Annotated in this window: 20 protein-coding genes; 17 read left to right on the top strand and 3 right to left on the bottom strand. The window is 61.2% G+C overall.

Going from position 1 to position 21,753, the window contains the following annotated elements; all coding sequences use genetic code 11:
- From U862_RS0115715 to U862_RS30895, 11 genes are all read left to right on the top strand, one after another.
- On the top strand, positions 1-645 hold the full coding sequence (locus U862_RS0115715; RefSeq protein WP_025111259.1) for an isochorismatase family cysteine hydrolase: 645 nt from the start codon (positions 1-3) through the stop codon (positions 643-645).
- Complete coding sequence (locus U862_RS0115710) at positions 642-1,973, top strand: glutamine synthetase (RefSeq protein WP_025111258.1); 1,332 nt, start codon at positions 642-644, stop codon at positions 1,971-1,973. The genes U862_RS0115715 and U862_RS0115710 overlap by 4 nt, the downstream gene beginning before the upstream one ends.
- Positions 1,957-2,709 (top strand): N-formylglutamate amidohydrolase, encoded by a 753-nt coding sequence (locus U862_RS0115705; protein WP_025111257.1) that lies wholly within the window; start codon positions 1,957-1,959, stop codon positions 2,707-2,709. Before U862_RS0115710 ends, U862_RS0115705 begins: the two co-directional genes overlap by 17 nt.
- Positions 2,710-2,797: 88 nt before the next feature.
- Entirely contained in the window at positions 2,798-4,147 is a 1,350-nt protein-coding gene (locus U862_RS0115700) for an APC family permease (RefSeq protein WP_025111256.1), read from the top strand.
- Between the two features lie 119 nt (positions 4,148-4,266).
- On the top strand, positions 4,267-5,283 hold the full coding sequence (locus tag U862_RS0115695; RefSeq protein ID WP_025111255.1) for an arginine N-succinyltransferase: 1,017 nt from the start codon (positions 4,267-4,269) through the stop codon (positions 5,281-5,283).
- Positions 5,284-5,344: 61 nt separating this feature from the next.
- Positions 5,345-6,379: an arginine N-succinyltransferase gene (astA, locus tag U862_RS0115690; protein ID WP_025111254.1), complete on the top strand. Its 1,035-nt coding sequence runs from the start codon at positions 5,345-5,347 to the stop codon at positions 6,377-6,379.
- A gap of 121 nt (positions 6,380-6,500) precedes the next feature.
- Positions 6,501-7,370 carry an oxaloacetate decarboxylase gene (locus U862_RS0115685; RefSeq protein ID WP_025111253.1) on the top strand — a complete coding sequence of 290 codons (870 nt, stop codon included), beginning with the start codon at positions 6,501-6,503 and terminating at the stop codon, positions 7,368-7,370.
- Positions 7,371-7,652: 282 nt separating this feature from the next.
- Positions 7,653-7,832, top strand: coding sequence for a hypothetical protein (locus U862_RS0115680; protein ID WP_025111252.1), 180 nt, complete (start codon positions 7,653-7,655; stop codon positions 7,830-7,832).
- Between the two features lie 149 nt (positions 7,833-7,981).
- A complete protein-coding gene (locus U862_RS0115675; protein ID WP_025111251.1) occupies positions 7,982-8,755 on the top strand; it encodes a hypothetical protein in 774 nt (257 codons plus the stop codon).
- Complete coding sequence (locus U862_RS0115670) at positions 8,752-9,432, top strand: hypothetical protein (protein ID WP_025111250.1); 681 nt, start codon at positions 8,752-8,754, stop codon at positions 9,430-9,432. Before U862_RS0115675 ends, U862_RS0115670 begins: the two co-directional genes overlap by 4 nt.
- A complete protein-coding gene (locus tag U862_RS30895; protein WP_177327345.1) occupies positions 9,429-9,605 on the top strand; it encodes a hypothetical protein in 177 nt (58 codons plus the stop codon). Before U862_RS0115670 ends, U862_RS30895 begins: the two co-directional genes overlap by 4 nt.
- A gap of 199 nt (positions 9,606-9,804) precedes the next feature.
- Here the strand turns inward: U862_RS30895 and U862_RS0115660 are convergent, their stop codons facing one another.
- Together U862_RS0115660 and U862_RS0115655 are read right to left on the bottom strand one after the other, a co-directional pair.
- Positions 9,805-11,040, bottom strand: coding sequence for a M20/M25/M40 family metallo-hydrolase (locus tag U862_RS0115660; RefSeq protein ID WP_025111249.1), 1,236 nt, complete (start codon positions 11,038-11,040; stop codon positions 9,805-9,807).
- A 209-nt stretch (positions 11,041-11,249) separates the two neighbouring features.
- Complete coding sequence (locus U862_RS0115655) at positions 11,250-12,323, bottom strand: diguanylate cyclase (RefSeq protein ID WP_025111248.1); 1,074 nt, start codon at positions 12,321-12,323, stop codon at positions 11,250-11,252.
- 854 nt (positions 12,324-13,177) lie between these two features.
- On the opposite strand from U862_RS0115655, the gene U862_RS0115650 reads away from it, so the two are divergent.
- From U862_RS0115650 to U862_RS0115625, 6 genes are all read left to right on the top strand, one after another.
- Positions 13,178-14,632 (top strand): NAD(P)/FAD-dependent oxidoreductase, encoded by a 1,455-nt coding sequence (locus U862_RS0115650; protein ID WP_025111247.1) that lies wholly within the window; start codon positions 13,178-13,180, stop codon positions 14,630-14,632.
- A 21-nt stretch (positions 14,633-14,653) separates the two neighbouring features.
- Positions 14,654-15,580 carry an alpha/beta fold hydrolase gene (locus U862_RS0115645; RefSeq protein WP_025111246.1) on the top strand — a complete coding sequence of 309 codons (927 nt, stop codon included), beginning with the start codon at positions 14,654-14,656 and terminating at the stop codon, positions 15,578-15,580.
- The gene (glcD, locus tag U862_RS0115640; protein WP_025111245.1) at positions 15,577-17,076 is read left to right on the top strand and encodes a glycolate oxidase subunit GlcD; all 1,500 of its coding nucleotides are present in this window, start codon (positions 15,577-15,579) and stop codon (positions 17,074-17,076) included. The genes U862_RS0115645 and glcD overlap by 4 nt, the downstream gene beginning before the upstream one ends.
- Positions 17,076-18,125, top strand: coding sequence for a glycolate oxidase subunit GlcE (gene glcE / locus U862_RS0115635; RefSeq protein WP_025111244.1), 1,050 nt, complete (start codon positions 17,076-17,078; stop codon positions 18,123-18,125). The genes glcD and glcE overlap by 1 nt, the downstream gene beginning before the upstream one ends.
- 2 nt (positions 18,126-18,127) lie before the next feature.
- Positions 18,128-19,348, top strand: coding sequence for a glycolate oxidase subunit GlcF (gene glcF, locus U862_RS0115630; RefSeq protein ID WP_025111243.1), 1,221 nt, complete (start codon positions 18,128-18,130; stop codon positions 19,346-19,348).
- Positions 19,349-19,436: 88 nt separating this feature from the next.
- Complete coding sequence (locus U862_RS0115625) at positions 19,437-20,825, top strand: VOC family protein (protein WP_025111242.1); 1,389 nt, start codon at positions 19,437-19,439, stop codon at positions 20,823-20,825.
- A 47-nt stretch (positions 20,826-20,872) separates the two neighbouring features.
- Here U862_RS0115625 and U862_RS0115620 read toward each other — a convergent pair whose 3' ends face one another.
- Complete coding sequence (locus U862_RS0115620) at positions 20,873-21,550, bottom strand: type 1 glutamine amidotransferase domain-containing protein (protein WP_025111241.1); 678 nt, start codon at positions 21,548-21,550, stop codon at positions 20,873-20,875.
- Between the last annotated feature and the right edge of the window lie 203 nt (positions 21,551-21,753).

The following is a 21,753-nucleotide window of genomic DNA, read 5'->3' as shown; positions in this document are numbered from 1 at the left end:
ATGTTCAGCCTTCCCCACCGCTCGCCGCGGGACTTGCCGTTTGTCACCGATCACACCGCATTGTTGCTGGTGGACATGCAGCGTGCCTGGCTCGAACCGCAATACGACCCGCACCTGAACGGGCCGGACGCCGAATATTTCCTGACCCGCACCCACATGCAGGTGGTGCCCAACCAGCGCCGGTTGCTCAGCGCCTTTCGCGAAGCGCGGCAGAACGTGCTGCACACCATTATCGAAAGCCTGACCGCCGACGGCCGCGACCGCTCGCTGGACCACAAGCTGTCGGACATGCACCTGCCCAAGGGCAGTGAGCAGGCGCGAATCATCGACGACCTGACCCCGGTGGAAAACGAGATCGTGTTGCCGAAAACCTCGTCCGGGGTGTTCAACTCGACCAACATCGATTACGTGCTGCGCAACCTCGAGACCCGTCACCTGATCATCGCCGGCATCGTTACCGACCAGTGCGTCGACATGGCGGTGCGCGACGCCGCCGACCGTGGTTATCTGGTGACGCTGGTCGAAGACGCCTGCGCCACCTACACCCCGGCGCGGCATGACGCCTGCCTGAATGCGATCAAGGGTTACTGCTGGATCACCGACACGCAAACCGTGCTCGGCCGGTTGCAGGAGCTGCGACCATGAGCGAGCGCCTGACGCCGTTGCCGATGACCACCATCGTCACCACCGACCTGATCGGCATTACCCGTGGCCGTTCGTTCCCCACTGACGAGCTGGAGCACTATCAAGCCGCCGGTTGCGGCTGGGTGCCGGCCAACAGCGCACTGACGCCGCAGGACATCATCGCCCAGGCCAACCCGTGGGGCGCTTATGGCGACTTGCGGCTGATTCCGGACCTGGCCAGTCGCGTCACCGTCGGCAACGGGCCAGATGCCGCGGCGCCGGCGCTGGACTTCATCCATGGCGACATCCGCGAGACCGATGGACGCCCATGGAGCGCCTGCCCACGCACATTGTTGCGCGATGAAATCGAGCGCTATCGCGACGAACTCGGCTTGCAGGTCAACGCGGCGTTCGAACACGAATTCAACCTGCATGCCGGTTTCGCTGAACACCAGGCGTTCTCCCTCGAAGCCCAGCGTCAGGGCGCCGAATTCGGCGGCTGGCTGCTGAGTGCCCTGCGCGCCGGCGGCGTTGAACCGGAAATGTTCCTGCCCGAATACGGCAAACATCAATACGAAATCACCTGCCGCCCGACTCGCGGTGTGGCAGCGGCGGACCGCGCGGTGAATGTGCGCGAGATCACCCGCGAAATCGCCCGGCAAATGGGCGTCGACGTCAGTTTCGCACCGAAAACCAAGGCCGACGCGGTGTGCAACGGCGTGCACCTGCACGTCAGCCTGCTCGATCTGCAAGGTCTGCCGATGCTGTACGACGCCGGCACCAGCAACGGTTTGTCGACCCTCGGCCAGCATTGGGCTGCCGGGATCCTGCATTACCTGCCAGCGCTGTGTGCGTTCACCGCGCCGACGCCGGTGTCGTACGAGCGTTTGCAACCGCATCACTGGAGCGCGTCCTACGCGTGCCTGGGGCAGCAGAACCGTGAAGCGGCGCTGCGCATCTGCCCGACCGTGAGCCTGGGCGGCAAATCCGTGGCGGCGCAGTACAACCTGGAATTTCGCGCCATGGACGCCACCGCCTCGCCGCACCTGGCGATGGCCGCGCTGCTGATTGCCGGACGGCTGGGCATCGAACAGCGTCTGGCACTGAACGCGATCACTGATGAGATTCCCGATTCACTCAACGACGAGCAACGCAAGGCCCGGGGCATCGTTGCCCTGCCCGCCTCACTGGCCCAGGCGCTGGATTGCCTGCGTGACAGTGCAGCCTTCAACCAATGGCTGCCCAAGCCGTTGCTCGACACCTACCACGCCCTTAAAACCGAGGAACTGGCGCTGACGGAACAGCTCTCGCCCGCTGACCTGTGTGAGCACTATGCACGCCTGTACTGAATCCGCCGAACTGGGGTTGTACACCCGCCCGGTCTACAACCTGAGCCGCGAAGATTCTTCGCATCCGTTGATCCTGGTGTGTGAGCACGCCAGCCGCTACATCCCCGAAGCCCTGAGCAATCTGGGCCTGGACGATGCAGCCGCCCGCGAGCACATCGCCTGGGACATCGGTGCACTGCAACTGGCAGAAGCGCTGTCGGAAAAACTCGGCGCGACGTTGTTGAGCGCCAACTATTCACGGCTGTTGATCGACCTCAATCGGCCCCGGCATGCCCCTGACAGCATTCCGGCGCAGAGCGAGATCTATCAGGTGCCCGGCAACCGCGATCTGGATGAAGCCACTCGCGAATACCGGCGCCAGCAGCTGTTCAAACCGTTTCACGCCCGGCTGCAGACCCTGATCGACGAGCGCGTCGCGCAGGGCCAGCCGGTGCGGGTGGTAGGAATTCACAGTTTCACCCCGGTGTATTACGGCCAGCCGCGCCCGCTGGAAGTCGGTGTGCTGTTCGGTCAGGCCAGCGCCTATGCGCAACGGCTGATCGACGGCCTCGGCCAGCACCCGCTGAAAGTTGCGGGCAACCAGCCGTACCGGATTGATCCGTTGGGCGACATGACGGTACCGGTGCACGGCGATGCACGAGGGCTGGAGTCGGTGCTGATCGAGGTGCGCAACGACCTGCTGCGCAGCCCCGAAGCCGTGTCACTGTGGGCCGAGCGCCTGGCACCGTGGCTGTAACGAATGCTGTAAAAACCGCTGATGCTGTAAACGATGGACCGATATAACAACTAAAAACGCTGGATAGGCTGACAAGGAGTTGCGCTTCATGGAAATAGAAGAGTTCGGCTACAAACAGGAGTTGAAACGTAGCCTGACACTGACCGACCTGGTGGTGTACGGGATGATCTTCATGATCCCCATCGCCCCCTTCGGCGTGTATGGCTACGTCAATGCCGAGGCGCCCGGGATGGTGCCGCTGGCCTACATCATCGGCATGGTGGCAATGCTGTTCACCGCGCTGAGCTACGGCAGCATGGCGCGGGCGTTTCCGATTGCAGGTTCGGTATATTCCTACGCGCAACGCGGCCTCAATCAACACGTCGGCTTCATCGCCGGCTGGCTGATGCTGCTCGACTATCTGCTGATTCCACCGCTGCTGTACGTCTATGCGGCGATGGCCCTGAACCATCTGTACCCGGACATTCCGAAAGTCGGCTTCATCCTGGCGTTCCTGGTCAGCGCCACCTTCGTCAACCTGCGCGGCATCACTTTCACCGCACGGATGAACATCATCTTCCTGCTGGCACAGCTGGTGGTGCTGGGGATTTTCCTGTTCTACGCCTGGAACGCCCTGCACAACGGTGGTGGCAACGGCGAGCTGACCCTGGCGCCGTTGTATCACGCGGAAACCTTCAACTTCGCCCTGCTGATGCAAGCGGTGTCGATTGCAGTGCTGTCTTTCCTCGGCTTCGATGCGATCTCGACCCTCGCCGAAGAAATCAAAGGCGACCCGGGCAAAAGCGTCGGCAAAGCGGCGCTGATCACCTTGGTGGTGATGGGCGCGATTTTCGTCGTACAGACCTGGATCGCCACCGATCTGGCTGCCGGCATGGGTTTCAAGTCCGCCGACACCGCGTTCTATGAAATTGCCGAAATCGCTGCCGGCAGCTGGCTGGCGACGCTGACCGGCGTGGCGACCGCACTGGCCTGGGGCGTCGCGGTGGCGATCACCTCGCAAGCCGCCGTGTCGCGCCTGCTGTTCGGCATGGCCCGCGACGGCAAGTTGCCGAAAGTGCTGGCCAAGGTGCACCCGAAACACAACACCCCGTACCTGAGCATCTATCTGGTGGCGGTGCTGTCGCTGGTGATCTGCTACCTGTTCATCAATTCGGTCGACACCCTGACCTCGCTGGTCAACTTCGGTGCCCTCAGCGGTTTCATGCTGCTGCACCTGACGGTAATCAACTACTACTGGCGTCGGCAGAAGTCGGGTCAGGTCGTACGCCATCTGATCTGCCCGGTGATCGGTTTCATCATCGTCGCCGCCATCATGTACAACATGGGCGTCGATGCGCAGAAACTCGGGCTGATCTGGATCGCTTTGGGCCTGGTGTACCTGTTCTTCCTGAACAAGCTCGGCGCCAGCACCGCGCTGCCTGACCCGAGCAATGGCTGACAAGAAAAAGGGCAGCGTCTGACAACAAATCAGGCGACCGCCGCTTTAAAGCGTGGCAACCGACAGTGATAGTCAGGTTCGGTGGGGATCACCGAACCCTTTGATACAGGAGTGCATCCATGCTGGTCTTACGCCCAGTCGAGCCAACCGACCTGCCGCAATTGCAGCAACTGGCCCGCGACAGTCTGGTCGGCGTCACGTCGCTGCCGGACGACAGCGAGCGCCTGCGCGAAAAAATCGCCGGTTCCTGCGCCTCGTTCGACAGCGACGTTCAGGCGCAAGGCCCGGAGAACTACTTCTTCGTGCTGGAAGACCTCGACACTCGGCGGCTGGTCGGCTGCTCGGAGATCCTCGCCACTGCCGGTTTCAACGAGCCGTTCTACAGCCTGCGCAACCGGCACTTCACCAGTGCCTCGCGGGAATTGAACATCGAGCACGGCGTGCCGGCGCTGTCGCTGTGTCACGACCTCAACGACCACACTCTGCTGCGCGGCTTTCACATCGATAACGCGCTGGTGCGCAGCGCCTTTTCCGAATTGCTGTCGCGGGCGCGCCTGCTGTTCATCGCCGCCCACGCCCAACGTTTCTCCGATGCGGTGATCACCGAAATTGTCGGCTACAGCGACGAAAACGGCCACTCGCCGTTCTGGGACGCCCTAGGCAAGCATTTCTTTGATCTGCCCTATGTCGAGGCCGAGCGCCTGTGTGGCCTGCAAAGCCGCTCGTTTCTCGCCGAACTGATGCCGCAATACCCGATTTACGTGCCGATGCTGCCCCCGGCTGCCCAGGCGTGCATCGGCCGGATTCACCCGGACGGCCAGGAAGCCTTCGACATCCTTGAGCGTGAAGGCTTTGAAACCAACAGCTACATCGATCTGTTCGACGCCGGCCCGACCCTGTATGCGCGCACCGCGAACATCCGTTCGATTGCCCACAGTCAGACCGCCAGCGTGCGCCAGCAGCCGCAAATCGACGCCCGCGGCCGCTACCTCTTGAGTAACGACGCACTGCACGGCTTCCGGGCCATCGTCGCCGAACTGGATTACCAGCCCGATCAACCGCTGTCCCTGACGCCGGATCTGTGTGCGGCGCTGAATGTCACCGATGGCCGCACGATCAGGCTGATCGCCCTGTGAACCACGCCCGGCTGCACACCCAACGACAGTGCCCGAACAGGCGCGTACAAGGAGTTACCGCATGATCGTCCGTCCGGTCAAAGTCAGCGACCTGCCAGCGCTGATGACCCTGGTTCGACAGGCCGGCCCCGGGTTCACCACCCTGCCGGCCAATGAAGACCGCCTCGCCCACCGGGTGCGCTGGGCCCAGCGGGCGTTCGCCGCGCAGGTGGAGCGGGCCGACGCCGATTATCTGTTCGTGCTCGAAGACGACGACTTGCGCGTGGTTGGCGTCAGCGCCCTGACCGGGGCGGTGGGCCTGCGTGAGCCGTGGTACAACTACCGCGTCGGGTTGACCGTGAGTTCGGCGCCGGATCTCGGCATTTCGCGGCAGATTCCCACACTGTTCCTCAATAACGAACTGACTGGCCAATCGGAGCTGTGTTCGCTGTTCCTGCATCCGGAGCACCGTCATGGCAGTAATGGCCGGTTGCTGTCGCTCGGACGCCTGTTGTTCGTGGCTGAGTTCCCGCAGCTGTTTGGCGAGAAAATGATCGCCGAATTGCGCGGCAATGCCGATGAACTCGGCTGTTCACCGTTCTGGGACAGCCTGGGCCGGCACTTTTTCAAGATGGACTTCAGCCACGCCGACCACTTGTCGGGCCTGGGCAACAAATCGTTCATCGCCGAACTGATGCCGCGCCAGCCGCTGTACACCTGCCTGCTCACCGAACAGGCGCAAGCGGTCATCGGCCAACCGCACCCCAACACCGAACCGGCGCTGAAGATCCTGCGCGAAGAAGGTTTTGTGCATAAGGGCTACATCGACATCTTCGACGGCGGCCCGGTGATCGAAGCCGAGATTCCGAACATCCGTACTGTGCGCGACAGCCTCGCACTGACGTTGACCCTCGGCACACCCGACGATCAGGCGCCGCTGTGGCTGATCCACAACCGACGCCTGGAAAACTGCCGCATCACCGTGGCTCCGGGCCGTCAGGTCGGCAATACCCTGGTGGTCGACCGCCTCACCGCCAAGCGTCTGCAGCTGCAACCGGGCAATTCGGTGCGCGCGGTGCTGCTGCCCCGGCAACAGCAACAGGCGGTCGCGGCCTGAATCCGCTCCTCCCTCGCAAATTCGTCATGAACCTTGACCCATCCGCGTGATAGCCTTTTCATTCTTCGGCGTTGACACCTTTGCTCAAGCCGTTCCATTCCTTTGTATTGGTGGAACTCGTATGACCAGGCTTTCCCATCAAGATTTGCGCCGTAACTTCCGTCAATTGCTGGCCTCCGACACCTGCTATCACACCGCCTCGGTGTTCGACCCGATGTCCGCGCGCATTGCCGCAGACCTCGGTTTTGAAGTGGGTATCCTCGGCGGCTCCGTGGCCTCGCTGCAGGTGCTGGGCGCCCCCGACTTCGCCCTGATCACCCTCAGCGAGTTCGCCGAACAGGCCACCCGTATCGGCCGCGTCGCCCAATTGCCGGTGATCGCCGACGCCGACCACGGCTACGGCAACGCCCTCAACGTGATGCGCACCATTGTTGAACTGGAACGCGCCGGCGTCGCCGCCCTGACCATCGAAGACACCCTGCTGCCGGCACAATTCGGGCGCAAGTCCACCGACCTGATCTCGGTTGCCGAAGGCGTCGGCAAGATCCGTGCAGCGCTGGAAGCTCGTGTCGATTCGGAAATGGCGATCATTGCCCGCACCAACGCCGGCATCCTGCCGAACCAGGAAATCATCAGCCGTACCCGGCAGTACCAGGCCGCTGGCGCCGACGGCATCTGCATGGTCGGGGTGCAGGACTTCGATCAGTTGGAACAGATTGCCGAGCACCTGACCGTCCCGCTGATGCTGGTCACCTACGGCAACCCGGCCCTGCGTGACGACAAGCGTCTGGCAGAACTCGGCGTACGCGTGACCATCGACGGCCATGGCGCATATTTCGCCGCGATCAAGGCCACCTACGACAGCCTGCGCGAACAGCGGCAGATCTTCACCCAGGCCTCGGACCTGAGCGCCACCGAACTGACGCACACCTATACCCAGCCTGAGGAGTACATTCTCTGGGCGAAGGAATATATGAGTGTGAAAGAATAACTCCTGTACGGAGTTCTCTCTCCCTCTGGTAACTTCCAAAAGGGCCGGTAGACGCAATGTCACCGGCCAGGCGACCAGAATACTTCGGTCAATCGCCGTCGGCGCCCGCCAGGCAATACACAAATCAGAATAACTACCAATATTTAATAACAACTCCTGCATTGATATTAAATATCGCCTCCCTATAATCGCAAATCGTTAAACAGGCAAAATGTTTAATACCCCAAAAGCAAAATTAAAAAACCGACCCATATCAAGCACAACCAACAAATAAGGATATTTATGAACGCCGTTACTCAAAACTGGGAAAATGCACCCCTGTTACGCGCAGAGGCAAAAGTTATCAATACTCCGACCAAATCCACCCACGCAGCCAACTGCCCGGGCTGGGACGGACTGCGTTTCAATGTGGGCAACATTCACGAAATCAAGAAAATCCGCGAGCTGCCTGTCCAAGGCTAACCCGCTTGGCGTATAGCGTCGCCGTAGACGTCAATGAGCAGAATACTCAGCCATTGACGTCTATTTACCCATAACCAAAAAGCCAGATGTTTGCGCCTGCTCAAGTAACTCTCTGCAGTTTATTTGACAGCCTATAAAAGTGATCCCCCATGATAAAAAACCTGCTCAACCCAGACTTGGCGCCTGCACAATTGATCGCCCGTATCAAGACAACAAACATGGGGGCCGAAATACATAATCTGGCAAAACAGTTAATCAACCCAACAGCCGACATTCAAGACTCGCTTCATCGCGCTGCGATCCTGAAAGCGACAAACATTCACACCGGAACACTGACTTTATACTGCAACAACGATGGAAACATCAGCCTGAAAACTCCAGATAAGGCGACGGCCCCGGAACAACTTTATTCCGTCCCCGGCAAAAGCATTTTGTTTGCAATCAACGGGGAGTCATTTCCCATTCAACTTTACCAGCTCGAAGGTGAGTGCCTGACGCTTGCAGAGCGGGTCATCGTGGATGGCAATAATCCGCTGTTCGTGGACGGCGCGAAGGTCCTGTTCGACAGCAACCCCAATGGCGACGGGCACCCGGCTTTCATTGGCAGCATCAATCTGCCTGAAAAAACTGCCGACATCGGTGTGTTTGACCCCGCGTCATTGCGCAAAGTCGCCTGGTTCCCGCATGACGACAGCGCCGCACGCTTCCTGGTGAGTCTTGAGCTGCTTGAAGCCGCCCAGGACCCCGGCGCCTGCAAAGTGGCTGAAGAATTGATTTATCACTACCACCCCGCTGTCGCCTGGAAGGCTTTTCAGGTGATCAGCAGAACCGATCCGCAGGCTGCGTTGAATTGCGCACCGCTGTTGAGAAATCTGCAAAACAGCCGCCTGAACCATTTACTCGACCAGTGTGAAGCCGCATGAAACTGAATACTTTTGTCGAGCGTATGGCGACCTACGATCTGCAGCTGGATAGCGCGAAGATCATTGCCGACCTGCGTCAACTGGCCAGCAACCGTACGTTGTTGAGTGAATACCTTTATACGACGATCCAGCAGGACGGTTTCAGTACCAAAAACAGACTCTACGGCGCTTATGCATTTGTTCTGCACTCCAACGACCTGTTCACCGTGCGCCTGGGTTTCTGGGCGCCTGCCACGTCACGGGATGAGCGGGAAACCTTCATCTACGACCTCAACCACAGTCATGACTTCGAGCTCTACTGCGTGGGATACAGCGGTGACGGTTACACCACCGTTTCGCGAGAGATTCTCCAACAAACGCCACTTCAGGCAGGCGTAAAACCGAAGTTTGGCGAAGAACGAGTCCTTAAACTTATTCCGGGTGAGGTGCTGCACATGCTTCCACTAAGCGAAGTACACAAGCAGCTTCCACCTGAAACGATGTCCGCCTCGCTGAGCTTGCTTATTCATCCTCGGCAGGAGAACAAAACCGAAGAAGCCTGGTGCTTCGACGACAACCTGACACCGACTTATCCCGGTATCGCCCGGCAGGAGACAGCGCTGTTTGAAAGCCTGCTGTCCCGGCTACAACGTGAGCAGACTTCTCTGCCCACTCAATCAGAAAGGAAATCTGTATGAACAAGCCACTCGATAACTGGAACCAAACCCAACTGCTGCATGCAGGCACCAACGTCATCACCACTCCCGTGAAGACCACGGCTGCGTCACCGTGCGCCAGCTTCATGCCGCGTTACAACGTGGGCAACATTCACGAAATCAAACAATTCTGGAACAACGCGCAACCCGCCTGAATCTTGCTGTCCCGACACATTATGAGTGTCAAACAGTGAGGCCTCGGCCGGACTGACGCCATCGCGAACAGGCTCACTCCTACATTGGATCTGTGTCGAACACGTGTGTTGTGTTCACTGAAGATCCACTGTGGGAGCGGGCTTGCTCGCAAAGGCGTCAGTCGCAACACCGCCAGACCGGACGGGTTTCCACTGCCTGTCAGCGCTTGGCCAGCTCCATGATCATCCTCGACAACAGATAAATCCGCGGCGTCACGCTCGCCACTTCGGCGTATTCCTCCGGCGTGTGAATATTGCCGCCGACAATTCCGAACCCATCCAGCGTCGGTGTGCCGACTCCGGCTGACAGGCTGGCATCCGCCGCGCCACCGCTACCCTCCTCGGTCAACTTACGGCCGATCTCGCCATAAATCCCCTGCGCCATTGCCATCAAGCGATCCGACTCTGCCGTCTGCGGCATCGGCGGCAAACCGCGTTTGAGGCTGGTGGTCACTTCGGTTTCCGCGATCAGCTTGTCCTGCGAGACGCGGGCGAGGTCTTTCTCGATCCGGTCGAACTCTTCCGGCACTGCCGCACGCACGTCAGCCTTGGCCGTGGCGTGGTCGGGAATCACGTTGGTGCGATCACCGGCCTGGAGCACGGTGAAATTGATCGTGGTTTTCTTCGCCTCATCGCCGAGTTTGCCCAGTTGCAGAATCTGGTGTGCAGCTTCCATCGCCGCGTTACGCCCCAGTTCCGGCGCGACTCCGGCATGTGCCGCTTTACCTTTGACCTCGACCAGCGCCGTCGCGCTGCCCTTGCGCCACACCACCAGGCCATCGGCCGGACGACCCGGTTCAAGGTTGAGGGTCACGTCGTGATCCTTGGCGGTTTTCTTGATCAGGTCGGTGGCGACGTCCGAGCCGGTTTCTTCGCTGGCGTCGAGCAGGAAAGTGATTTGCGCGTAGTCCTTGAAGTCGAGGTTTTTCAGAATCTTCAGCGCATAGATCCCGGCGACGATGCCGCCCTTGTCGTCCATCACCCCTGGCCCGTAGGCGCGGCCGTCCTTGATGCGGAACGGGCGCTCGGCGGCGGAGCCTTCCTTGAACACCGTGTCCATGTGCGCCATCAGGAGGATTTTCGCCTTGCCGGTGCCCTTGAAGGTGGCCAATACGTGGTTGGATTTTTCCGGGGTATTGGGCACCAACTCGATGGTCGCGCCGAGTTTTTTCAACTCGTCGATGGCGATCTCACTGACTTGTTTCAGGCCGGGTTCGTAACCGGAACCGGAGTCGATATTGACCAAGCGTTCCAGCAGCTTCAGGGCTTCGGGCTGATACTGTTCGGCGTCGGCCAGTACTTGCTTGTGCGGTTCGGCGAGGGCGCTGGCAGCGCTGAAGGCGAGGGACAGGCCGAGGCTGGCGGCCACCAGGGAGCGGGAAAATGAGAACGTCATGAATCGATCCTTGTTTCGCGTCGGGGGGATTAAACCGTACCTGACATCGACGCAAGGCTCTATACCGGATGCGACATCTCTGCGGCGGACACCGAACACCTGTAGGAGTGAGCCTGCTCGCGATAGCGTTATATCGGTCAAAACCCGGGTTACTGATAGATTGCAATCGCGAGCAGACTCACGCCTACAAAGGGAATTGTGGTGGGCAGTCAGACCGAATCGAGCAATTCACGCTTCGGCCGATTATCACTGTTGCAGATCACCCGATTGCGTCCGGTGGCCTTGGCCTCGTACAACGCCTGATCAGCATCGTTGAGCCACCGGGTCGCATCGCCATGGAGCGGATCATAGGCCGCCAGACCAATGCTCAGGCTGACCTTGAGTGCCGGATTCTGCTCGTAACCCAGCGTGGCGAAACGCTCGCGCAACGCCTCCATGGCCTGCGCGGCATTGAACAGCGGCAAGTCCGGCAGGATCACGCAGAATTCGTCACCGCCGTAACGTCCGGCCACGTCGGCGGCGCGCAGGTTCTGCTTGAGGATCTTGCTCAGCTGTCGCAGCACAATGTCGCCTGCCACGTGACCGTAGGTGTCGTTGATCGACTTGAAATGATCGATGTCGATCAACGCAATCGCCGCGCCCTGATTCTGCCGGCGGCAGCGTTGAAATTCGATTTCCAGTTGATCTTTCCAGGCGCCATGATTGAGCAACCCGGTGAGGCTGTCGGTGCGGCTCAGGGCCAGCAATTCACGCTTGTGCAGCCCCAGCGTGTAGGCCTGGCGAAAGCAGATCCAGCCCAGCGCCAACGGGTACAGCATCAGCAATGGCAGGCACGCATACAGTTGCAAGGGTGAGGTTTGCGGGATGAACGCCGGGGCGAAAACCACCAGGCCGACGCCAATGCCGAGGATCTGCGCCGCCAGGCCTGCGGCGAGAAAACGCAGTCCGCCGATGGCGACGTTGTTCATCGCCATCATCGAAATGGTGGTAGCACTGGGCAGCGGATTGAAATGCATGGCGGCGACCCAGAAGCCGCCCATAAACGCGTCGACCAACAGATTGCGGTGTTCGGCGTGGTAGGGAACGCTGGAGCGACGCGCCCATTGGAACGCCAGGTGCGGCCAGATCAGGCCATTGAACAGCATCAGTGCCCAAACCCACTGCGGCGGGTCGAGCGGGTACATCGCCGCGCTCACGCACAAAAGCCCCAGCACCAGCCCGAGGGTTCGCGATGTATAAAGCCTCCTGGCCAATGAAAGTCCCTTTCCCCCCTTGTTTCGCATAAGGGCCTCGACCACTCAACGGAACCTGCGCATACCGTCAGACGCGTGTGCTGGAAGTCTAACAGGCAGCCGTTAAATAGCCATCACCGGCCAGCCACCGCAACCCCGATAAATCGCACTGTGGGAGGGGGCTTGCTCCCGAAGGCGGTGGGGCAGCCAACATCATCGGTGAATGGCCCGCCGCTTTCGTGAGCAAGCCCACTCCCACATGGGGATTGTGGTGTGTCAGGGGGCGACTGTGTTTCGCTGCCTCGGAGCAAAGTGCAGCAACTGCCTGGAATACAGTTCCCTGTGGGAGGGGGCGACTGTGTTTCGTTGCCTCGGAGCAAAGTGCAGCAACTGCCTGCAATACAGATTCCTGTGGGAGGGGGCTTGCTCCCGAAGGCGGTGGGGCAGACAACATCATCGGTGAATGGCCCGGCGCTTTCGTGAGCAAGCCCACTCCCACAGGGGATTTGTGGTGTGTCAGGGGGCGACTGTGTTTCGTTGCCTCAGAGCAAAGTGCAGCAACTGCCTGGAATACAGATTCCTGTGGGAGGGGGCTTGCTCCCGAAGGCGGTGGGGCAGACAACATCATCGGTGAATGGCCCGCCGCTTTCGTGAGCAAGCCCACTCCCACATGGGGATTGTGGTGTGTCAGGGGGCGACTGTGTTTCGTTGCCTCAGAGCAAAGTGCAGCAACTGCCTGGAATACAGATTCCTGTGGGAGGGGGCTTGCTCCCGAAGGCGGTGGGTCAGCCAACATCATCGGTGAATGGCCCGCCGCTTTCGTGAGCAAGCCCACTCCCACAATGCAAATATTTAGCTATACCTGAAAGGATGAAAACGGAAAAACGACTATAAGAAGGAAGCCCATGCAGACCTACCGAGTGTTGATCATCGGCAGCGGATTTGGTGGCCAGTGTGCGGCGGTCAATTTGCTCAAGGCCGGGATCGACGATTTTCGCCTGCTGGAAAGACGCGACTTCTTCGGCGGCACCTGGTGCCAGAACACCTACCCCGGTGCTGCGGTGGATGTGCCCTCGCCGCTGTACTCGCTGTCCTTCGCGCCATACCGCTGGACGCAGATGTTCGCCGCGCAGGCCGAACTGCACCGCTACACCGAACACGTCATCGACCGCTTCGGCCTGCGCGAACATGTCGAACTGCAGGTCAATGTCGAACGTATCGAATGGGACGAGGTGCAACAGCGCTGGGCCGTGTACACCAGCGCCAAAGGCACCTTTCACGCGCAATTCGTGATCAACGCCAGCGGGCCGTTGAGCCAACCGGTAATACCGCCCTTCCCTGGCCTGAATCGCTTTCAGGGCAAGACTTTTCATACCAACAACTGGGATCACAGCTACGACTACCGCGGTAAACGCGTGGCCATCGTCGGCAGTGGCGCCAGTGCTGCGCAGGTGATTCCGGCGATTGCCCCCGAGGTCGAACATCTGCATGTGTTCCAGCGTACGCCGCATTGGGTGTTGCCTCGGCCCGATCGTACGTTCGGACGCTTTCAGCGCTGGCTGCTGGGCTTGAAGCCGGCCTACAAACTGCTGCGCTGGTTGCTCTACTGGCAATTCGAAACCCGGGTGATCGCCTTCAAATATTCAAAACCGGCGATTCACATGGTCCAGCGCCAGGCGCTACGCTTTCTCAAGCAACAGGTACCGGATCCGCTGTTGCGCGAAAAACTCACCCCGGACTTCACCATCGGCTGCAAGCGCATCCTGCTTTCCAGCACCTATTACCCGGCGCTGACCCGGCCCAATGTCACACTGCACAGCCGCGAGCAAGGCATCGCCGACATCGATGAAAGCGGAATCACCACGACGGACGGCCAACACATCGAGGTTGACCTGATTGTCTGGTCGACCGGCTACGACGCCACCGACGGCGTGGTCTCCTACCCGGTGACCGGCAAGCACGGCGTGCAGCTCAAGAACGTGTGGGCGCAGTACCCGCGCGCCTACCTGGGCACCAGCCTGCCGGACTTTCCCAACCTGTTCATCGTTACCGGACCGAACACCGGCATCGGGCATACCTCGGCGCTGTTCATCATCGAGGCGCAGATGAACTACATCCTCGACTGCATTCACACACTGCAGGCCAAAAACCTGCGCAGCATCGAAGTACGCCCCGAAGCGGAACGTACCTACACTGCAATGATCCACCGTGAGATGGAGCGCACGGTATGGAAGTCCGGCGGCTGTCACAGTTGGTATCAGAGCAAAAGCGGTCATGTGATCGCGATTTTTCCCGGCTTCAGTTTCAGCTACTACCGGTTGACCCGGGCGTTGAAACCGGCTGACCACATTCTGTCCTGAACACGTAAAAGGAAGACGTCGATGCTTTTGCTGTTTGTCGCTCTCGCGGTTTTCGTGGCCTGGAGCTGGTTGAGTTACCCGGCGGTGGGTCATTGGCTGTACGACCTGAGCATGGCCCTCGAGGCCAAGCTCTATAAGTTGCACAAAATCGAGGTGCCGATCGCCGAAATGACGGTATCGACGTGGCAAGGTGGCCCCTATGAAGCGGCCAGCGCGATCCTGATGCTGCATGGCTACAGCGCCGACAAGAACCTGTGGCTGCGCTTCGCCCGGCATTTTGTCCGCCAGTACCGGGTGATCATCCCGGACCTGGCCGGCCACGGTGAAACCGGCTTCAAGGCCGGTGGCGGCTACGACATCCCGCTGCAGGCCAAGCGCATGATCCAGCTGCTCGACGTCTGCGGCGTGGAGAAAGTCCACGTGATCGGCAATTCGATGGGCGGCTACATCGCAGCGTGGCTGGCGGCGACCTATCCGGAGCGGATTGCCTCGGTGGCATTGATCGATCCGGCCGGCGTGACCGCACCGCAGGCCAGCGACATGGAGCGCCACCTGGCCCGCGGGCATAACCCGTTCCTGATCAATTCGCGCGAAGAGTTCCGCCAGTTTTATGCCATGACCATGGCCTCGCCGCCGTGGGTGCCCGGGCTGGTTCTGGACGCCATCGCCCAGCGTTATGAGCGTCAGCGCGACGAACTGGAAGAGATCTTCCGCGATTTTCGCGCCAGCCCGCCGATGGAGCCGAAACTCGCCGAGATCAAATGCCCGGCGCTGCTGCTGTGGGGACGCAAGGATCGCTTGATCGACGTCAGCAGCGTACCGATCTGGAGCAAGGGCATCGCCAATCTGCGGGTCGACGTGTGGGATGGCGTCGGGCACATGCCGATGGTCGAGCAGCCGACCAACACCGCGCGGTTGTATCGGGAGTTTCTGGGCAACCAGCGATGAACATTCTTTATGACGAGCGCCTCGACGGGCCGCTCCCCGAGGTCGACAAAGCGCAATTGCTCAAGGCCTTGCAGCACGCCGTACCCGACCTCGACATTCTCTGGCGCGAAGACGAACTCAAGCCTTACGAGTGCGACGGTCTGTCGGCCTATCGCACCACGCCAATGCTGGTCGCCCTGCCCCGGCGACTCGACCAGGTGCAGACCCTGCTCAAGCTCTGCCATCAACGCAATGTGCCGGTGGTCGCCCGTGGTGCCGGCACCGGGTTGTCGGGCGGTGCGCTGCCACTGGAAAAAGGTCTGTTGCTGGTGATGGCGCGGTTCAACAACATCCTCCACATCGACCCGGCAGCCCGCACCGCGCGGGTTCAACCCGGAGTGCGCAACTTGGCGATTTCCCAGGCCGCGGCACCGTTCGGCCTGTATTACGCGCCGGACCCGTCATCGCAAATCGCTTGCTCGATCGGCGGCAACGTCGCGGAAAACGCCGGTGGCGTGCATTGCCTCAAGTACGGCCTGACCGTGCACAACCTGCTGAAGATCGAAGTGCTGACCATCGAAGGCGAACGCCTGACCCTGGGCAGCGACGCCCTCGATGCGCCGGGTTTCGATTTGCTCGCGCTGTTCACCGGCTCCGAAGGTCTGTTGGGGATCATCACCGAAGTCACGGTCAAACTGCTGCCCAAACCGCAAGTCGCCAAGGTCTTGCTGGCCAGTTTCGACTCGGTGGAAAAGGCTGGCCGCGCCGTGGCCGACATCATCGCGGCGGGCATCATCCCCGGCGGCCTCGAGATGATGGACAATCTGGCGATCCGCGCCGCCGAAGATTTCATTCACGCCGGTTATCCGGTCGATGCCGAGGCGATCCTGCTGTGCGAACTCGATGGCGTCGAAGCGGACGTCCACGACGACTGCCTGCGGGTTCGCGAGGTCATGACCCAGGCCGGCGCCAGCGAGGTGCGTCAGGCTCGCGACGAGGCCGAGCGTGTGCGCTTCTGGGCCGGGCGCAAAAACGCCTTTCCAGCCATCGGCCGCTTGTCACCGGACTACTACTGCATGGATGGCACCATTCCGCGCCGCGAGTTGCCCGGTGTACTGCAAGGCATTGCCCGCCTCGGCGCCGAATACGGATTGCGCGTCGCCAATGTGTTTCATGCCGGCGACGGCAACATGCACCCGCTGATTCTGTTCGACGCCAACCAGCCCGGCGAACTGCATCGCGCGGAAGCGTTGGGTGGCAAGATTCTGGAACTGTGCGTGCAGGTTGGCGGCAGCATCACCGGCGAACACGGGGTCGGCCGCGAGAAAATCAATCAGATGTGCGCGCAATTCAACAGCGCTGAATTGACCCTGTTCCACGCGGTAAAAGCCGCGTTCGACCCGCAAGGCCTGCTCAATCCCGGCAAGAACATCCCGACCCTGCATCGCTGCGCGGAATTTGGCGGGATGCACATTCATGCCGGGCAACTGCCGTTCCCTGAGCTGGAGCGCTTCTGATGGCTGACGTCGACGCCAGCAGCGCCCTGCTCGATCAAGTCAACGAGGCCCGGGCCAACGCCACGCCGCTGAAAATCCAGGGCGGCAACAGCAAGGCGTTTCTTGGCCGCGAGGTGGCCGGTGAAGTTCTCGACACCCGTGTGCACCGCGGCATCGTGCGCTATGAACCGACAGAACTGGTGGTCAGCGTGCGCGCCGGTACGCCGTTGCGCGAGTTGCTGGAGGCGCTCGACGCGGCCGGGCAGATGCTGCCGTGCGAGCCGCCGGCCTTCGGCGACAGCGCCACGGTCGGCGGGATGATCGCCACCGGACTGTCCGGGTCGCGACGGCCATGGTCCGGCTCGGTGCGCGATTTTGTCCTCGGCACCCGGGTGATCACCGGCCTCGGCGAGCACCTGCGCTTCGGCGGCGAAGTGATGAAAAACGTCGCTGGCTATGACCTCTCGCGCCTGCTGACCGGCAGTTTCGGCTGCCTCGGCGTGCTCACCGAAGTCTCGCTGAAAGTCCTGCCAAAACCGCGTCAGTGCCTGAGCATCCGCCTCGACCTCGATTGCACCCGGGCGCTGGCCAAACTGGCCGAATGGGGCCAGCAACCCTTGCCGATCAGCGGCGCCTGTCATGACGGGCAAAGCCTGTATCTGCGCCTGGAGGGTGGCGAAGGTTCGGTGACCGCCGCCCATCAACGCCTTGGCGGCGAGCCGCTGGACTCGGTGTTCTGGCGTGATTTGAACGAACAACGCCTGGCATTTTTTGACGAGGGCCTGCCGCTGTGGCGCCTGTCGCTGCCGAACGATCTCGGGCCGCAGGACTTGCCCGGCCAGCAGTTGATCGACTGGGCCGGCGCGCAACGCTGGCTGAAATCCGAGCACGAACACATTCAGATCCTCGCCCAGGAACTCGGCGGCCACGCCACCTGCTTCACCCATGGCGCCAGCGATACACCGTTCCAGCCGCTGGCCCCGGCATTGCTGCGCTATCACCGCCAGCTCAAGGCGCAACTCGACCCGCAAGGGCTGTTCAACCCCGGCCGGATGTACGCGGAGTTCTAGCCATGCAGACCACCCTCAGCGAACAAGCCCGACAACTGCCGCGTGCTGCCGAGGCGGAAAAGATTCTGCGCACCTGCGTGCATTGCGGGTTTTGCAACGCGACCTGCCCGACGTATCAATTGCTCGGTGATGAACTCGACGGGCCGCGCGGGCGCATCTACCTGATCAAGCAAGTGCTCGAAGGCGCCCCGGCCACCGAGCAGACTCAACTGCATCTGGATCGCTGCCTGTCCTGCCGCAATTGCGAAACCACCTGCCCTTCCGGCGTCGACTATCACAACCTGCTCGACATTGGCCGGGCGGTGGTCGACCGGGCCGTGCCGCGCCCCGCTGCCCAGCGTTTGTTGCGCGAGGGCTTGCGCGCACTGGCGCCGAACCCCGGGGTGTTCAAGGGATTGCTGCGGGTCGGCACAACGTTTCGGCCGCTGCTACCGCGAAGCTTCGAAAGCAAATTGCCGCAACGCGCGCCAGTGTCCGGCACACGCCCTGCTCCGCGCCATACGCGCCGGGTGTTGCTGCTCGAAGGCTGCGTGCAACCGGGCCTGTCGCCGAATACCAACGACGCGACGGCGCGGGTGCTCGATCGGCTGGGGATCAGCGTCACTCCAGTGGCCGAGGCCGGTTGCTGTGGTGCGCTGGACTATCACCTCGACGCCCAGGCCAAGGGCCTCGACCGCGCCCGGCAGAACATCGACGCCTGGTGGCCACACCTGGAAAACGGCGCCGAAGCGATCGTGCAGACGGCCAGCGGTTGCGGCGCGTTCATCAAGGACTACGGGCATTTGCTGGCGCAGGATCCGCGCTACGCCGACAAGGCGCGGCAGATCAGTGAACGGACGCTGGATCTGGTGCAAATCCTCGCGCAAGAACCACTGGAGAAAGTGTGTGCCGCCAGCCAACGGCGGATCGCCGTGCACTGCCCCTGTACCCTGCAACATGCGCTGAAACTCGGCGGCGCGGTGGAAGCGCTGCTGACCCGCCTCGGATTTAATCTCACGCCGGTGCCAGACGGGCATCTGTGTTGCGGTTCTGCCGGCACCTATTCACTGACGCAACCAACCCTCGCCCGGCAACTGCGCGACAACCGCCTCAATGCCTTGGAGAGCGGGCGCCCGGACCTGATCGTCACCGCCAACGTCGGTTGCCAGCATCATCTGGCCGGCGCCGGCCGCACGCAGGTTTCGCACTGGATAGAACTGGTGGATCAGTCGTTGGCAGAATGAAGTCCGTAGGATTCTTCGTTTGCCGCCGTCGACAAAGGCTGCGATCTTTTCCTCCATTCTTTACGTGACCGTGGCAGGAATTTTTTTCATGACCGTGCAGCCTTTCGTCAGCCCCGACCTGATCCGCCAACGCTTCTCCAAAGCGATGTCCGACATGTACCGCGAAGAAGTGCCGTTGTACGGCGCACTGATGGAACTGGTGGAGCAGACCAACCGCGAGGTGCTGGCACGCGAGCCGCACATCGCCCGGCAGTTGCACGGCACCGGCGAGATCGAGCGCCTGGACATGGAGCGCCATGGCGCGATCCGCGTCGGCACCGGCAAAGAGCTGGCGACCCTCGCCCGCCTGTTCGCGGTGATGGGCATGCAACCGGTGGGTTATTACGACCTGACCCCGGCGGGCGTACCAGTGCACTCCACGGCGTTTCGCGCGGTGCATGAAGCGGCGCTGCAGGTCAGTCCGTTTCGGGTGTTCACTTCGCTGCTGCGCCTGGAGTTGATCGAAGATCCCGAGTTGCGCACGTTCGCCGAATCGGTTTTGAGCCAGCGCTCGATCTTTACCTCGCAGGCGCTAAGGCTGATCGATCAGGCGGAAGCGGCCGGTGGCCTGAATGAGCATGAGGCGGCGGAATTTGTCCTGCAGGCACTGGAGACCTTTCGCTGGCATCACAGCGCAACCGTCACCGCTGAGCAGTACCGCATGCTCAGCGCCCAGCACCGTTTGATCGCCGATGTGGTGGCATTCAAAGGCCCGCACATCAATCACCTGACTCCGCGCACGCTGGACATCGACATCGTTCAGGCGCAAATGCCGGTGCACGGCATCACCCCCAAAGCGGTGATCGAAGGTCCGCCGCGCCGGCACTGCCCGATCCTGCTGCGCCAAACCAGTTTCAAGGCGCTGGACGAGCCGATCGCCTTCACGGACCAGCACGGCACCCACGGCAGCCACAGCGCGCGTTTCGGCGAGATCGAGCAACGCGGTGCGGCGCTGACACCTAAAGGTCGGGCACTGTATGACCGCTTGCTGAATGCCGCGCGCGATGAACTCGGTGACTTCCCCAACGAAGGCAACGCCGCACGTTACAACGCGCTGATGACCCAACACTTTGGCGAATTTCCTGACAGCGTCGAAGGCATGCGCGCACAGGATCTGGCGTACTTTCGCTACTTCGCTACGGAAAAAGGCCTGGCAGCGGGTGCGCCCTCGCCGGCGTCGCTGGAAGATCTGCTGCGCGATGGGCATGTGAAAACCGAACCGCTGGTGTACGAAGATTTCCTGCCGGTCAGCGCGGCGGGGATTTTTCAGTCGAACCTTGGTGATGCGGCGCAGACGCACTATGGCGAACACTCGAACCGCCAGGCGTTCGAACAGGCCTTGGGGCGTTCGACCATTGATGAGCTCGGGTTGTATGCCGAGACGCAGCGGCGTTCGATTGAAGAGTGTGCCCGGGTTTTGGGGTTGAAACTGATCTGAATGTGGCGAGGGAGCAAGCTCCCTCGCCACAGAATCAAGTGCTGCTATCAGCGCAGTCGCGACAACAGCGCGAACGCCGTCTCTTCCGACGACGCCGGATTCTGCCCGGTCAGCAGCAGCCCGTCCTCACGGGTGTAGCTCGACCAGTCCGCGCCCTTGGAGAAGATCCCGCCCTTGGCCTTGAGCTCGTCTTCCACCAGAAACGGCACCACGTTGGTCAGCCCTACCGCCTCCTCTTCACTGTTGGTGAAGCCCGTCACTTGCTTACCGTTGACCAGCGGCTGACCGTCCGCACCTTTGGCATGGCGCAGCACGCCGGGCGCATGACACACCGCCGCCACTGGCTTGCCAGCGTTGTAAAACGCTTCGATCAAGGCAATGCAATGGCGGTCTTCAGCCAGGTCCCACAACGGGCCGTGTCCACCGGGATAGAACACGGCATCGAAGTCCGCAGCCTGCACCGCGTCCAGTCTGACCGTCGAGGCCAGAGCCGATTGCGTAGCGGAGTCCTTGCGAAAGCGCTCGGTCGCGGCGGTCTGTGCGTCCGGCTCGTCACTCTTCGGGTCCAGTGGTGGCTGACCGCCCTTGGGCGAGGCCAGCGTCAGTTGCGCGCCGGCGTCCTTGAACACGTAGTAAGGCGCGGCGAATTCTTCCAGCCAGAAACCGGTTTTCTTGCCGGTATCACCCAGTTGATCGTGGGACGTTAAAACCATCAGGATTTTCATGTCGCTCTCACTCGATGTGGGGAATGTTCGTACGCCTTCGGCGTGGTCGTGAGTGATTGACCGTCGATCAAGACGGATCGTTTCAAGCGCTCGATGGTGGCACTTGGCCTTGCTGCGCAACTTCTTGCGCACTTGTTTGGCGAAAAAGACCACCCATCGCGCTACAGGCCTTGATTGGCGTGGCTCGCAGCCAAGTGCGCAAC

The organism is Pseudomonas sp. H1h, assembly GCF_000633255.1.
GTDB lineage: Bacteria > Pseudomonadota > Gammaproteobacteria > Pseudomonadales > Pseudomonadaceae > Aquipseudomonas.
Note: the sequence above shows the minus strand (reverse complement) of the source record. Positions and strands in the feature narration are given on the sequence as shown.

Excerpts from the sequence above, each read along its gene's own strand:
- U862_RS0115715 (WP_025111259.1), top strand. The coding sequence starts at position 1 with ATGTTCAGCCTTCCCCACCGCTCGCCGCGGGACTTGCCGTTTGTCACC.
- U862_RS0115670 (WP_025111250.1), top strand. The coding sequence starts at position 8,752 with ATGAAACTGAATACTTTTGTCGAGCGTATGGCGACCTACGATCTGCAG.
- U862_RS0115655 (WP_025111248.1), bottom strand. The coding sequence starts at position 12,323 with ATGCGAAACAAGGGGGGAAAGGGACTTTCATTGGCCAGGAGGCTTTAT.
- glcE (WP_025111244.1), top strand. The coding sequence starts at position 17,076 with ATGGCTGACGTCGACGCCAGCAGCGCCCTGCTCGATCAAGTCAACGAG.
- U862_RS0115675 (WP_025111251.1), top strand. The coding sequence starts at position 7,982 with ATGATAAAAAACCTGCTCAACCCAGACTTGGCGCCTGCACAATTGATC.
- U862_RS0115710 (WP_025111258.1), top strand. The coding sequence starts at position 642 with ATGAGCGAGCGCCTGACGCCGTTGCCGATGACCACCATCGTCACCACC.
- glcD (WP_025111245.1), top strand. The coding sequence starts at position 15,577 with ATGAACATTCTTTATGACGAGCGCCTCGACGGGCCGCTCCCCGAGGTC.
- U862_RS0115650 (WP_025111247.1), top strand. The coding sequence starts at position 13,178 with ATGCAGACCTACCGAGTGTTGATCATCGGCAGCGGATTTGGTGGCCAG.
- U862_RS0115680 (WP_025111252.1), top strand. The coding sequence starts at position 7,653 with ATGAACGCCGTTACTCAAAACTGGGAAAATGCACCCCTGTTACGCGCA.
- U862_RS30895 (WP_177327345.1), top strand. The coding sequence starts at position 9,429 with ATGAACAAGCCACTCGATAACTGGAACCAAACCCAACTGCTGCATGCA.
- U862_RS0115620 (WP_025111241.1), bottom strand. The coding sequence starts at position 21,550 with ATGAAAATCCTGATGGTTTTAACGTCCCACGATCAACTGGGTGATACC.
- U862_RS0115625 (WP_025111242.1), top strand. The coding sequence starts at position 19,437 with ATGACCGTGCAGCCTTTCGTCAGCCCCGACCTGATCCGCCAACGCTTC.
- astA (WP_025111254.1), top strand. The coding sequence starts at position 5,345 with ATGATCGTCCGTCCGGTCAAAGTCAGCGACCTGCCAGCGCTGATGACC.
- U862_RS0115705 (WP_025111257.1), top strand. The coding sequence starts at position 1,957 with ATGCACGCCTGTACTGAATCCGCCGAACTGGGGTTGTACACCCGCCCG.
- U862_RS0115700 (WP_025111256.1), top strand. The coding sequence starts at position 2,798 with ATGGAAATAGAAGAGTTCGGCTACAAACAGGAGTTGAAACGTAGCCTG.
- glcF (WP_025111243.1), top strand. The coding sequence starts at position 18,128 with ATGCAGACCACCCTCAGCGAACAAGCCCGACAACTGCCGCGTGCTGCC.
- U862_RS0115660 (WP_025111249.1), bottom strand. The coding sequence starts at position 11,040 with ATGACGTTCTCATTTTCCCGCTCCCTGGTGGCCGCCAGCCTCGGCCTG.
- U862_RS0115685 (WP_025111253.1), top strand. The coding sequence starts at position 6,501 with ATGACCAGGCTTTCCCATCAAGATTTGCGCCGTAACTTCCGTCAATTG.
- U862_RS0115695 (WP_025111255.1), top strand. The coding sequence starts at position 4,267 with ATGCTGGTCTTACGCCCAGTCGAGCCAACCGACCTGCCGCAATTGCAG.
- U862_RS0115645 (WP_025111246.1), top strand. The coding sequence starts at position 14,654 with ATGCTTTTGCTGTTTGTCGCTCTCGCGGTTTTCGTGGCCTGGAGCTGG.